This is a genomic window from Cohnella cellulosilytica, assembly GCF_042431195.1.
Lineage (GTDB): Bacteria > Bacillota > Bacilli > Paenibacillales > Paenibacillaceae > Cohnella > Cohnella cellulosilytica.
The window spans coordinates 115,250-128,891 of record NZ_JBHMDN010000011.1 but is presented as its reverse complement, the minus strand read 5'-3'; the positions used below and the strand labels follow the sequence as shown (position 1 = coordinate 128,891).

Sequence of the window (13,642 nt, the reverse complement as noted above, 5' to 3'; positions counted from 1 at the left end):
CGACTTGAGGAGGGAGAAAAGAAACAAAAAAAGGACGGCCAGTAGAATAAGGGCTGTCCGGTATTTTCGTATCCATGAGGGTTTCTTGTAAGTGTCCAAGCCGGGTTCGCCTCCGTAATCGTTCATGTTTCCCTATTATACCTTATGCGGCGTCCGGGAAACAAAAAACGAAAACGGCCGGGGGATAAGAAAATTCGCTTCTCGCCCTGGAGTTGGCCGCCTGAACCGGAGCGGGATTGAGTCCCTGGACGATGCGCTTTTGGCGAGAATAGCCCGGCTCCTATAATAAATAAACAAAAATCCTTAAATAGTTCCATAACGGCGGTCGGGAAAATCTTCTATGCTTTTTATGTAAGCGATTGCAGCGTGACGCTGACGCCGGATGCGCGAAAACGTCCGATGCGCAGCGAAATTCAAGCCGGGAAGGGGCGAAGCGGCGTTCCGGTAAAGTCCGTCCAAGCATCCTTGTAAAAGGGCCCTGTCTCTATTCAGGGGGACGTGTCCGAACGGGAGGAGCACAAAACGAGCGTATCGGCAAAGCAGACGGTGGGAAAACAGGTCTCACAAACGAGAGGTTCCGCTATTATTCGTGAGGAGGTTAATGACGAGATGTTAATCAAGAGGAATAAGTTCATCGCTTTGCTATCGGTCGCGGTCGCTGCGGTTGGACTGGTTGCTGCCCCAGCGCCGAAAGCGGAGGCTGCGCTGCCGCCTTCAGCGGCCAATCAGACGATTTTCGGACCGAACGTCTATATCTTCGATCCGTCCATGTCCGCCGCGGACATTCAGAGCGTTACGGGGGCGGCGTTCGCCTCGCTGGAGTCGAACGAGTTTTCCGGCGACCGGTATGCCTTCTTGTTTAAACCGGGTACGTATAACGTAAATTTTAATGTCGGCTATTATACGGCGGTGGCCGGTCTCGGCCAAAATCCGGGAGACGTCAACATTACCGGCGGCCTTAACGTGAACGCGGACTGGGACAACGGCAACGCGACCCGCAACTTCTGGCGGAGCATCGAGAACTTGACGATCACGCCGTCCAGCGGCACGACGCAGATCGCGGTCTCGCAAGCCGCTCCGCTGCGCCGGCTGCATGTGCAAGGGCAATTGCAGCTGTTCGACTTCGATAACAACTTTAACGCAGGCTGGGCAAGCGGCGGCTTCCTCGCCGATTCCGTCGTCGACGGAGCGATCGTGCCGGCCTCGCAGCAGCAATGGTTCTCCCGCAACAGCCAGTGGGGCAATTGGACGAACGGCGTCTGGAACATGGTGTTCGTCGGCAGCGTGAACGCGCCGACCGGCAATTTCCCCAATCCTCCGTATACGGTCGTGGAGCGAACGCCGGTTATGCGTGAGAAGCCCTATCTCTATGCGGATAACGCCGGCGCTTACCGCGTGTTCGTGCCCGCCCTGACGACGAATACGCAAGGCGTCAGCTGGGCGTCGGGGGCGACGCCGGGCCAATCGCTGCCGATCGACCAGTTCTATATCGCCCGTTCGGATCAATCGACCGCGGCGACGATCAACACCGCGCTGGCGCAGGGCAAGCACGTGCTGTTCACGCCGGGGGTTTACCATCTGAGCGAGGCGATCCAGGTGCATAACCCGAATACGGTCATCCTGGGAATCGGCATGCCGACGCTGATTCCGGATCAAGGGACCGCGGCGATTCAAGTCGCCGACGTCGACGGGGTGAAGCTGGCCGGTCTGATGATCGACGCCGGGCCGGTCAATTCTTCGGTGCTGCTTAAGGTCGGCACGGCGGGCAGCTCCGTATCGCATGCGGCCAACCCGGTCTCTCTGCACGATATTACGGTTCGAACCGGCGGCGCCGTTGCCGGGCGGAACGATGTCGGCGTGGAGATCAACAGCAACGATACGATCGGCGACCATTTCTGGCTGTGGCGGGCCGATCACGGCGCGGGAGCGGCCTGGACGACGAACGTGTCCAAGAATGGCCTGGTCGTCAACGGCAGCAACGTGACCTTGTACGGCTTGTTTAACGAGCATCACAATGAATACCAGACGGTATGGAACGGCAATAATGGCCGCCTTTACTTCTACCAGTCGGAAATTCCGTACGACGTCCCGAACCAGTCCGCTTGGATGAGTCAGGGAGGAACGGTAAACGGCTACGCTTCTTATAAGGTTGCGGACACGGTTACGAATCACGAGGCCTGGGGCCTGGGTATCTACTCGTACTTCCGCGACGCGCCGGTGAAGCTGGGAAGTGCGATCGAGGTGCCTGATCTGCCGGGCATCAAGATTCATCATGCGACGACGATCTGGCTGGCCGGCACGAGCGGAAGCGAGATCACCCATATTATCAATAACCTTGGAGGCGCCGTAACCGCCAATTCGCGGGCGGAAGCGATGCGCCAGACGTTGACGGAGTTCGTTGGAAGCGGTACGGGCGGCGGAGGCACGGCGGCGGCTCTCGACCGTACCGGCTGGACGGCCGTCTCTTCTCCGGCCAGCGGCGACGCTGCCGCCAACTTGTTCGACGGGAGCATGGCTACCCGCTGGAGCACCGGCACTGCCATGCAGCCGGGACAGACGCTGACGGTCGATATGAAAGCGAGCCATCCCATTTCCAAGGTGGTGCTCGATTCGACCGGCAGCAACGACGACTACGCGCGGGGCTACGAGCTGTACGTCTCGACGGACGGCATCAATTGGGGCAGTGCGGCAGCCTCCGGTACGGGGCCGGGGCCGGTACTGACAATTACGTTCGCGGAGCGGAACGCCCAATACATTCGCCTCGTGCAGACGGGAACGGCGTCGAACTGGTGGTCCGCCCGCGAGCTGAATGTGTATGGCTCGACGGGATCCGGCGGGGGCGGAACGCCGCCTCCGAGCGGTACGACGCAGCTTGACCGCACCGGGTGGATGGCGGCATCGAATCCTTCCAGCGGCGACGTCGCGGCCAATCTGCTGGACGGCAGCATGGCGACAAGATGGAGCACGGGGACGGCGATGACGCCGGGGCAGGAGCTTGTCATCGATATGGCCGCCGCCCGGAGCTTCAACAAAATCGTGATGGATTCGACCGGCAGCAACGACGATTACGCCCGCGGGTACGAGGTGTACGTCTCGAACGACGGCGTGAATTGGTCCGGAGCCGTGGCCAGCGGCAGCGGCTCGGGGCCTGTCGTGACCGCGCAATTCGCCGATCAGAACGCTCGTTACTTCAAGATCGTACAGACCGGAACGGCCTCCAACTGGTGGTCGATTCGCGAAATCAACGTTTACGTATAAAAAAGGGGCTGTGCCCCTAAGCGAATCAAGTTGCTTTCAAAGATAATCGATGAACAAGGTACAAGGGGTATGTGTCTCCTTCCGCTGCTATACGCTCCTGAAATGGGAATAATTAACCCGTGATAGGGTGATTTCAGGAGCGTATGAGGCAGTCTCCAGGAGACACATCCCCTTTCTTTGTCTATCGATCGTCTCAAAGCAACTCTGCTTAGGGGACAGCCCCTTTTTCCAATTTATTGAGCCATCATCTGACGCAGCACCGTTTGCAGAATGCCGCTGTTGCGGTAGTAGTCGACGTCGACCATCGAATCCAGACGAACGATTGCGTCGAACAAGAACGTGGTTCCGTCTTCGCGAGTCGCGGTTACGGTGACCGTCTGGCCCGGAGTAACGTCGTTGCTCAGGCCGGAGATGTCGAACGTCTCGCGTCCGGTAATGCCGAGCGTTTTCCAGCCTTGTCCGGCAGGGAATTGCAGCGGAAGAACGCCCATGCCGACGAGGTTGGAGCGGTGAATCCGCTCGAAGCTTTCGGCGATGACGGCTTTAACGCCGAGCAGGAACGTGCCTTTGGCCGCCCAGTCGCGGGAGCTTCCGGTTCCGTATTCTTTGCCCGCGATAACGATCAGGTTCGTGCCGTTGTCTTGATACTTCATCGAAGCGTCGTAGATGGACATCACTTCGTCCGTAGGCAGGTAAGTCGTAACGCCGCCTTCCGTGCCCGGAGCCACTTGGTTCCGAATGCGGATGTTGGCGAACGTGCCTCTCATCATGACTTCATGATGACCGCGGCGGGAGCCGTACGAGTTGAAATCTTTTCTCTCTACGCCATGGTCGAGCAGGTACTTGCCCGCAGGGCTGTCGGCTTTGATGTTGCCCGCCGGAGAGATGTGGTCCGTCGTCACGGAGTCGCCCATCAGCGCCATGACGCGAGCGGTTTTGATGTCATGAATGTCGCCGGCTTCCGGAGCAAGGTCCTTGAAGAACGGCGGGTTGGCGATATAGGTGGATTTCTCGTCCCATTCGTACAGTTCGCCTTGCGGAACGGGAATTTGGTTCCATTGCTCGTTCTGCGTAAATACGTTCGCGTATTTGGCGCGGAACATAGACGGGTTAAGCGAAGCGGCAACCGCCTGTTGGATCTCCTCGTTCGTCGGCCAGATGTCCTTCAGGTAGACCGGCTTGTTGTCGTTGTCGTAGCCGATCGGTTCCTTCGTCAGGTCGACGTTGACGTTGCCTGCCAGCGCGTAAGCGACGACAAGCGGAGGAGAGGCCAGGTAGTTCGCTTTAACTTGCGCGTGCACGCGGCCTTCGAAGTTCCGATTGCCGGACAGCACGGCGGCGACCGTCAGATCGTTGTCGGCGATCGCGGCGCTGACTTCGTCCGGAAGCGGGCCGGAGTTGCCGATACAGGTCGCGCAGCCGTAGCCGGCGACGTAGAAGCCGAGCTTCTCGAGATAAGGCAGCAGGCCGGCGTTCTTCAGGTAGTCGGTTACGACAAGCGAACCCGGAGTAAGGGAGCTCTTGACGTATTCGGGCTTCGTCAGGCCGCGCTCGACCGCCTTCTTGGCGACAAGGCCGGCACCGATCATAACGCTCGGGTTGGACGTGTTCGTACAGCTCGTGATCGCCGCGATTACGACGGCGCCCGTGCTGAGCTCGCTTGTCTTGCCGTTCGGATGCTTGACGGCCGCTTTCTGCTCGATCTGGGCGTCGCTCAAGCCGAAGCCGCCCTTGTCGATTGGCGTGCGAATGCTCTCGTTAAACGCCTGCTTCATCGACGTGAGCTCTACGCGGTCTTGCGGACGCTTGGGTCCGGCCAAGCTTGGCACGATCGTGGACAGGTCAAGCTCAAGCACTTCGGTGAACACCGGGTCCGGCGTGTCGTCGGTGCGGAACATGCCTTGCGCTTTATAATAGTTTTCGACGAGTGCGATTTGATCTTCTTCGCGTCCGGTCAGTCTCAGGTAGTTCAGCGTTTCGATGTCTACCGGGAAGAAACCGATCGTTGCGCCGTATTCCGGAGCCATGTTGGCCACCGTCGCACGGTCCGCAAGGCTGATGTTGGACAGGCCCGAGCCGAAAAACTCGACGAACTTGCCGACAACGCCTTTTTTACGAAGAATTTGCGTTACAGTCAGCGCAAGGTCGGTTGCCGTCGCGCCTTCCGCCAGCTTGCCGGTCAGCTTGAAGCCGACGACTTCCGGCATAACGAAGTAGAGCGGCTGGCCGAGCATGCCGGCTTCCGCCTCGATGCCGCCGACGCCCCAGCCCACGACGCCAAGACCGTTGATCATCGTCGTATGGGAATCGGTGCCGACGAGCGAGTCGGGATAGACGTCGGTTACGCCATCTTTCGTTTTCGTAGCGGCAACGGAAGCCAGATACTCCAGGTTGACCTGGTGAACGATCCCCGTCGCCGGAGGAACGGCGCGGAAGTTATCGAACGCCGTTTGCGCCCAGCGAAGGAACCGATAACGCTCCTCGTTGCGCTCGAACTCGACGTCCATGTTGAATTGCAGAGCGTCCGGGCTGCCGAACGCGTCGACCATAACGGAGTGGTCGATAACGAGATCGACCGGTACGAGCGGGTTGATCTGTTTTGGATCACCGCCCGCTTGCTTAACGGTTTCGCGCATGGCCGCCAAGTCGACGACGACGGGAACGCCGGTGAAGTCTTGAAGGACGATACGAGCCGGGATAAAAGGAATTTCTTTGTCCTCGCGGCCTTCCGTCCATGTGGCCAATTGCTTGACGTGTTCTTCCGTGATGCCGCGTCCGTCGAATTGGCGAACCGCCGCTTCGAGCAGCACCTTGATGGAGAACGGAAGCTTGGAGACCGGGCCCGCGCCTTGCTCTTCGAGGGCCGGCAAGCTGAAGTAACGGTAGGATTTGCCGGATGATTGCAGTTGAGCTTGCACTTGGTAAGGAATTTTAGACAAGTGTAATACCTCCTTGATTCGAAATCTGTGGGGCAGTCCGTATTTTTGCGCAATCGCCGTCTAATTGAGAATGAGTTTCATTCTGTGAAACGCGATTTCAAAAATACTCTATGCAACCAGTATACCTTGTCGAAGCTGCTCCGTAAAGTCATTTCAGTCCATCTTTATGCCTGCGTGCCAAAAGTCCGGCCCGCGGTATCAAGATGTTGAAAAAGCAGGAAAATGAAGGAGCGAGCTTGGCGGGAACGGGGGAGGGCCGAGGTTGCGGTGTCCTTCCCGGTGCCGCGTCGATTAGGTTTCCCGGCAGACTTCGTGACCGCAAGAGGAACTGTCGGAAACCGCCTTAACAAGCAATTTCGCAGATGCGTTTGTTCGATCGAAGAAGCGGAGCGATGCCCGATGATCGCTTTTGGCTTCTATATAGAATGCCGCATTTGAGCTGCCGCCATCCGAAGTCGGGTCGGGATTGATTCTTCCGCTTGCGCCAGGCGGTATGCGTCGAAGGAAACGGAATGGTTTGCTGGTTTTCGGCATAAGGATGAAGTGGCGCAATCTGACGACGGCTTGTCGACAATTGGATTCGGAGGTGGTCTCCATGCCCGGCGAGGATACGGACTGGAAGCAGGCGCTGTTCGAGTACGTGAATGCGATCAACGAGGCCGCTCTTGGCACGGATGCCCGCAAGCTGCGGGCCATCCCGGACAGGGAGCATCGCGAGCGGCTGAACGAACGAATGCTGCTGGCGTCTCGCAGGGACGCGAAAACGGCCATTCGTACGGTCCGCAGCGAAATGAGGGTCAGGATCGAGCGTTACCAGTCGGCGCGCGGGGAAGTTGCGGCCGATCTGTCGATTCATCTCGTGCGTATGATGGAGCAGCGAAGCGTGGCGTGGTCGGAAGAGCGCGTGGAACGGGAAAGGCTTCGTTTTATTAGAACGGGCAAGATATGGCGTCTGGATTCGGCGAGGCCGCTTCCGGGAGAACGGACCGGGGAGCTCGCGCCGGAGGAATTGGACGAAGTCCACGATCCGTGGGACGGAGAGAAAAGAACGCCGGTTCCTTCCGCCCCCTATTTGAGTCCGAACGCGCTGTACGGCTTCAAATCCAAGGTGTACGCGGGAGCTTACGCTCTGGGAGACGAAGGCTGGGGCTACGTCGGAAGGGGCACCCCGTATTTGCGCGAGGAAGCGGTCGCTTACGCCGAGAGATGGTGGAACGAGCCGAATCCCGCCTATGAAAATTTCGAGGTCAACTGTACGAATTACGTCTCCCAGTGTCTCTTTGCAGGGGCGGCGCCGATGAATTATACTGGGAGAAGATCGTCGGGCTGGTGGTATAAGGGCTATTCCGGCAAGGAGGAATCGTGGAGCTTCAGCTGGGCGGTCGCGGCCGGGCTGCAGCAGTATTTGGCGACTCCGCGCGGGCTCGGTCTCAGGGCGGAAGCCGTATACGAGCCGCAACAGCTTAAGCTCGGAGACGTGATCTGCTACGATTGGGAGGGCAACGGCCGGGTCGGACACAATACGATCGTGACCGCTTTTACGCCGGACGGCATGCCCCTTGTGAACGCGAATACGGTAAGCAGCCGCCACCGTTACTGGGACTACAAGGATTCGTATGCCTGGACGGATAAAACCCGCTATCATTTTTATCGCATCGCGGATGAATTTTGACGAACAGAAAGCCGGGTTTGCGCATGAAGCTCCTCCGTTGGCCCGGGGGATTCGAAGGGCGCAAACGCCGACAAGCCGGAGGTATTCGAAGCTATGGGGAATAAAATACGCGTCGGACTCGTATACGGGGGGCGTTCGGGCGAGCATCAGGTGTCGCTGCAGACCGCCCTCGCCGTATTAAAGGCGTTCGACTACGACAAGTACGAACTGATTCCTTTTTATATTACGCCTAAAGGCCAGTGGAGATCGGGATCGCTCCTCGACGCGCCTCCGTCCGCCGTGACGGAGCTGCAATTCAAGACCGAAGAGGAAGCGGCTTCGGAGAGCACCGGAGGGACGTTGGCGCTGCTGCCCGTGCTGCAAGGAATGTCGGAGAGAGTGCTGCAGGAGGGGGCGCCGGCCGGAGACGGCAAGGCGATCGACGTCATGCTGCCGCTGCTTCACGGAACGTTCGGGGAGGACGGTACGATCCAAGGGCTGTTCGAGATGGCGGGCCTGCCTTACGTTGGCGCGGGCGTTCTCGCTTCCTCCGTCGGAATGGACAAGGTTGCGATGAAGACAATGTTCGCTCAAGCGGGTCTGCCGCAGGTGGGCTATCGCCATTTTATCCGGCATCAATGGAACAAAGACCGCGATGCGGTGCTGGAGAACGTAGAGGAGCTCGGATATCCTTGTTTCGTCAAGCCGGCCAACCTCGGGTCGAGCGTCGGCGTGTCCAAGGCGCGGGATCGCGCGGAGCTGGTCTCGGCAATCGAGGAAGCGCTGCGATATGACCGCAAAGTGATCGTCGAGGAGTTCGTCGACGCGCGCGAGATCGAGGTGAGCGTGCTGGGCAACGACGACCCGCGGGCATCGGTGCCGGGCGAAATCGTCAGCTCGAACGAATTCTACGATTATAAGGCGAAATATATCGACGGCAAATCGATCATGGTCATTCCGGCGGAAATTCCGCAGGAGACGGCGGACGCGGTGCGCGACATGGCCGTTCGCGCTTTTCGCTCGATCGACGGCTCCGGCCTATGCCGCGCCGACTTCTTCCTGCGGCGCAGCGACGGCCGGCTGTTCATCAACGAGGTGAACACGCTGCCGGGCTTCACCCCGTACAGCATGTATCCGCTCATGTGGAAGGAATCGGGCGTCTCCTACCGCGAGCTGCTCGACACGCTGATCCAACTTGCGCTGGAGCGCTTCGAGGAGCGCCAATCCATCGACTACGGCGGCGGAGAGTAAATTTCGTGAGGCAGCGGACGGATATTGTTCGCTGCCTTTGCTGTGCCGGCTGGGGTGGTGGAGACGGTTAAGGGCCGGATGCGGCAGTCCCGGAGGGAGCGGGCGTTGGGGAAGGGCCGGCCCGACCGTGGGAGCGGCGGATAAGGCCGTGGTGAGGGCTTAAAGGCTCGGCCGGGCTGCGGGGCGGCGGGATAAGCCCGCGGTGAGGGCTTAAGGGGGCGGCCGGGTCGCGTGAGCTGCGAATAAGCCCACAGTGAGGGCTTAAAGGCTCGGCCGGGTCGCGTGAGCGGCGAATAAGCCCGTGGTGAGGGCTTAAGGGGGCGGCCGGGCTGCGGGAACGGGGAATAAGCCCGCGGTGAGGGCTTAGGAGGTCAGCCGGAGCGCGGAAGCGGCGAATAAGCCCGAGGTGAGGGCTTAAAGGCTCGGCCGGACCGCGTGAGCGGCAGATAAGCCCCCAGTGAGGGCTTAAGGGGGCGGCGGGATAAGCCCGCGGTGAGGGCTTAAAGGCTCGGCCGGGTCGCGGGAACGGCGAATAAGCCTGTGGTGCGGGCTTAAGGGGACGGCCAGGCCGCGGGAACGGAGAATAAGCCCGCGGTGAGGGCTTAAAGGCTCGGTCGGGCTGCGTGAGCGGCGAATAAGCCCGTGGTGCGGGCTTAAGAGGTCGGCCGGGTCGCGTGAGCTACGTATAAGCCCACAGTGAGGGCTTAGGAGGCCAGCCGGAGCGCGGAAACGGCGAATAAGCCCGGGGTAAGGGCTTAAAGGCTCGGCCTGACCGCGTGAGCGGCGGATAAGCCCACAGTGGGGGCTTAAAGGCTCGGCCGGCCTGCATGAGCGGCGAATAAGCCCGTGGTGAGGGCTTAAGAGGTCGGCCGGGTTGCGGGAACGGCGGATAAGCCCGCGGTGAGGGCTTAAGGGGGCGGCCGGGTCGCGTGAGCGGCGAATAAGCCCGTGGTGAGGGCTTAAGGGGGCGGCCGGGCTGCGTGGGCGGCGAATAAGCCCGTGGTGAGGGCTTAGGAGGCCAGCCGGAGCGCGGAAACGGCGGATAAGCCCGCGGTGAGGGCTTAAGAGGCCGGCCGGGTCGCGAGAGCTGCGTATAAGCCCGAGGTGAGGGCTTAAAGGCTCGGCCGGCCTGCGTGAGCGGCGAATAAGCCCGAGGTGAGGGCTAAAGGCTCGGCCGGAGCGCGGAAGCGGCGAATAAGCCCGTGGTGAGGGCTTAAGAGGTCGGCCGGACCGCGGGAGCGACGGATAAGCCCACAGTGAGGGCTTAAAGCTCGGCCGGGGGTAGTGCAAACTATTCTGTGTAGTAAGATTATCCATCGGGGTGATGGATAAAGAATGATTAGGTTAACGGGCTAGGGAAGCGTAGCCCAAGCGAAGGCGCGGGAGCTTAAAGTTCGTTCTTCGGGTTGTCTGGATACCGCTCATTGTACATCTTTTCAAAGGCTTCTTTGGTTTCCGGATCTGCAAACCCGCGAATCGCTCTGCCATACCACGCTTCGTTATAGTCCGTCACTTGCAAGTAGATGATTTTCTCCGCTGCCTCGATGTTCGTCAGACTGTTCATCGGCTTCAACCGTTTCCGAATTTCTTTGTTCATCCGTTCAATCGGATTCGTCGTGTAGATGGCTTTCCACGTGAGCGGTAGGTTGTTTCGGCTGCTCCACGGCCAGATCGTCTTGATCTCCTCACGGAGCAATAGTTCCAGTTTGTCCTGAAGCAGGGTGGTAACAGTATTTTCAAGTAGCTCATTAAACGCATTATCAGGTATAGTAGTCATTGTGTAGGGTTCCTCCTTGGTGGTGTCGCAATCCCGAGGATACCCTACTTTTTTATGTTCATGGTGCACAGACTATTTTACATCCCTCGGCGGACCACGAAAGCGGCGAATAAGCCCGAGGTGCGGGCTTAAAGGGCCGGCCGGACCGCGGGAGCGGAGGATAAGCCTGCTATACACGCTTAAAGAAACTCAATGCACAAACCTTCGACTAACTAATCTATAACTTCTGATCCGATGCGTGCCGCTGGCTGGCTCCAGCCAATTCTTTTTTACCAGTTCGTTGATTTGTGGGTATACGAAGTTGCGCTTTTTCCCCAGGCATTCGCAAGCCATCGCAATTGTGATTGGAGCGATGGAACGGATGGCCAGACGGACGATTTCTCGTTGATAGAGGGGGAGAGCGAGCAAATCCGGTTGTTCCTCTCCGTACCACTGCTCCATCATACGTCGGATATGCTGTTGGCAAGAGAGCGGGTCTTCTTTGAGCTTGTCGATGGAGAAACGCAAGATGTGGCAGTTAGCAAATTCGATCTCATTCTGTCTATCGAGCCCCCGAGAGAAAGTATGGCGATCGGCGTCCCGTGCATGAGAGCTGAAGCTATCCGCTTCGAGACATGTAGGTTGAGGGGAGCGAAGGTAGACAAAATCCGGATAATAGTACTTGCCGTCGGGGGCAATCACCTCGTACTCGGGGTAAAGGAAATCCAGATTTGCGACGATTGGCCACCAAGCTTGCTGAAGGAGCAGCTTTTCTCCGAAGCCATGACGCGTTTTGAGCCGCCGCAGTCTCTCGCCGCGGCTTTCTCTAATATGCTTGGCCAGCCAGGCGCTGTATTCCGTTTCGAATCGTTCATCCACGTTCATCCGCTCCTCGTCAAAAAATAACCGCCCCAATCCAAAAAGGATCAGAGCGGTGTGCTTCACGCGCGATATCCCCATTTTACTCCAGTTGGAATGAAATGTCACTGAACCCATATCCACAACTTCGCAAACCGGAGGAAGCACGGCAGCTCATCCACCTGTGGAAAAAGGGGCGTGTGCCCCGAAATTGCCGGAACATTTTCGACAAAAGTGGATAACTTGGGGGTGCATTGTGGAAAAAAGCCTGAATATTGTGAATAAACCGACTGCCAACTGTGAGTAAGTGGAGTGGGGATGGGTTATGCACAGGTGGATAATCGGGAGCTTCCGGGATGCGCGACAATCGCGGGGACCTTATCAGCCGTTCTCTTTCCCTGCGTCCCTTCGGGAGGGTATAATGAGGGGCAGGGAATAGCGCGCACGACCGCAAATTAGATAAGGCGCGCTATTGAGACAGGAGGGAAAGCCATGGGTTTTCAGACGGAGTTTAATTCAGTGTGCAAGTTCAAATCCGAGCAGGAATTGTACGAATTGCTGGAATACGGCCGGGGCAAAATGGTCAAAAAGCAGTTCCGCGTATACCCGACGGGGCAGAAAGTCATCGCCTATACGCCCGACAATCAAGCGGTGGCGATCGTGCGCATTCTAGTGTCGATTGCAGAGATCAACTTCCAGGGCGAGGAAATCACCCAGGTGGAGATGGAGCTTGTCCGCCGCCTGACGGAGGAGGAAGCGAGAGTCCAGACGGCACTCGCACATGAAATGTTCTTCGGAGAGCAATCCTAGAACCCTCAGGCCAATTTCGGGGGTGTGAACGAGCATGATCGTTCGTTTCGGTTATGTCGCGATGTCCGTGCATCTGGAGAATGCTTCTCCTTCGAGAACGATGACGATGGCGAGCTTCTCCAAGCTGGCGGATCGGGAAGCGGGACTGCGCAGGCTCGAAAGAATCGCCGAAGAAAATTTGCGCAATACGCTGCGGCTGCTGAAGCATAACCGATATTTGGGCGTTCGCGTGTACCGTCTGACCTCGAAGCTGATCCCGCTGGCTACCCACGAGGATTTGCGGGATTGGGACCCGTACCCGGCTCTTGCGACTCCGTTCGCGGAGGTTGGGGCTTTCGTGCGTGAGCATGGGATGCGCGTGTCTTTTCATCCGGATCATTTTACGGTGCTGAATACGCCGCGGGAGGACGTGTTCGAGAAATCGGTCCGCGATCTGGAGCATCATGTCCGGATGCTGGAAGCGATGGGACTGGACGGACGGGCGCTCAACAATATTCATGTCGGCGGCAGCTACGGGGACAAGGAGGCGGCGGCCAAAAGGTTCGTCGAGCAGTTCAGCCGCATCGAATCCGGAATCACCGAGCGCATCACGCTGGAAAACGACGATAAAACGTTCACCGCCGAGGAGACGCTGGCTATCGCCGAGAAAGTCGGAGTTCCGATGGTGCTCGATATCCATCACGATGCGGTGAACCGGGGCGGCGAGAGTGCCTTGGAGCTGTGGCCGAGAATTATGCGGACCTGGGATCGGCTCGAATGGAACGTCGTCCATGCCGCGGATCCTGTCCTGAAGCTTCCGCCGAAAATCCACGTCTCCAGCCCCAAAAGCGTCTCCGACCCCCGCGGACACGCCGATTACGTCGATCCGGAGCCGCTGCTGGATTTCCTGTATCGGATCGCGGAGACGACGCCGGCCCTGGACGTGATGATCGAGGCTAAGAAAAAGGATGATGCGCTGTTGAGGCTGATGGAGCATTTTCGGACGTTGGAGGCCGGCGGACTGCCTGTTCGGGTATTGGACGGGGGCGCTATCGAGATCCGGGCTTGAATGGGTGCAAGCTCGCGTGAAACACGCATAAGGCTTTCTTATTTTCGATATTGCATTCCCATGGGAAATAA

The 13,642-nt window shown here is 58.5% G+C and carries 7 protein-coding genes and 1 pseudogene; 5 read left to right on the top strand and 3 right to left on the bottom strand.

Annotation, left to right across the window (positions count from 1 at the left end):
* Window positions 1–609 precede the first annotated feature (609 nt).
* Window positions 610–3,258 (top strand): pectate lyase-like domain-containing protein, encoded by a 2,649-nt coding sequence (locus tag ACFFT4_RS08155; protein ID WP_378046609.1) that lies wholly within the window; start codon window positions 610–612, stop codon window positions 3,256–3,258.
* 233 nt (window positions 3,259–3,491) lie between these two features.
* Here the strand turns inward: ACFFT4_RS08155 and acnA are convergent, their stop codons facing one another.
* Window positions 3,492–6,197 (bottom strand): aconitate hydratase AcnA, encoded by a 2,706-nt coding sequence (gene acnA / locus ACFFT4_RS08150; protein ID WP_378046608.1) that lies wholly within the window; start codon window positions 6,195–6,197, stop codon window positions 3,492–3,494.
* Between the two features lie 595 nt (window positions 6,198–6,792).
* On the opposite strand from acnA, the gene ACFFT4_RS08145 reads away from it, so the two are divergent.
* A complete protein-coding gene (locus ACFFT4_RS08145; protein ID WP_378046606.1) occupies window positions 6,793–7,869 on the top strand; it encodes an amidase domain-containing protein in 1,077 nt (358 codons plus the stop codon).
* 93 nt (window positions 7,870–7,962) lie between these two features.
* Window positions 7,963–9,099: a D-alanine--D-alanine ligase gene (locus tag ACFFT4_RS08140; protein WP_378046604.1), complete on the top strand. Its 1,137-nt coding sequence runs from the start codon at window positions 7,963–7,965 to the stop codon at window positions 9,097–9,099.
* A gap of 1,387 nt (window positions 9,100–10,486) precedes the next feature.
* Here ACFFT4_RS08140 and ACFFT4_RS08135 read toward each other — a convergent pair.
* Together ACFFT4_RS08135 and ACFFT4_RS08130 are read right to left on the bottom strand one after the other, a co-directional pair.
* A pseudogene (locus ACFFT4_RS08135) lies at window positions 10,487–10,738 on the bottom strand (transposase); the annotation flags it as partial.
* A 327-nt stretch (window positions 10,739–11,065) separates the two neighbouring features.
* Complete coding sequence (locus ACFFT4_RS08130) at window positions 11,066–11,800, bottom strand: DNA-binding response regulator (protein WP_378046602.1); 735 nt, start codon at window positions 11,798–11,800, stop codon at window positions 11,066–11,068.
* Between the two features lie 405 nt (window positions 11,801–12,205).
* Here ACFFT4_RS08130 and ACFFT4_RS08125 point away from each other — a divergent pair, with 405 nt between their 5' ends.
* Window positions 12,206–12,523 (top strand): hypothetical protein, encoded by a 318-nt coding sequence (locus tag ACFFT4_RS08125; RefSeq protein ID WP_378046600.1) that lies wholly within the window; start codon window positions 12,206–12,208, stop codon window positions 12,521–12,523.
* Between the two features lie 34 nt (window positions 12,524–12,557).
* The gene (gene uvsE / locus ACFFT4_RS08120) at window positions 12,558–13,571 is read left to right on the top strand and encodes a UV DNA damage repair endonuclease UvsE (protein ID WP_378046598.1); all 1,014 of its coding nucleotides are present in this window, start codon (window positions 12,558–12,560) and stop codon (window positions 13,569–13,571) included.
* Window positions 13,572–13,642 lie beyond the last annotated feature (71 nt).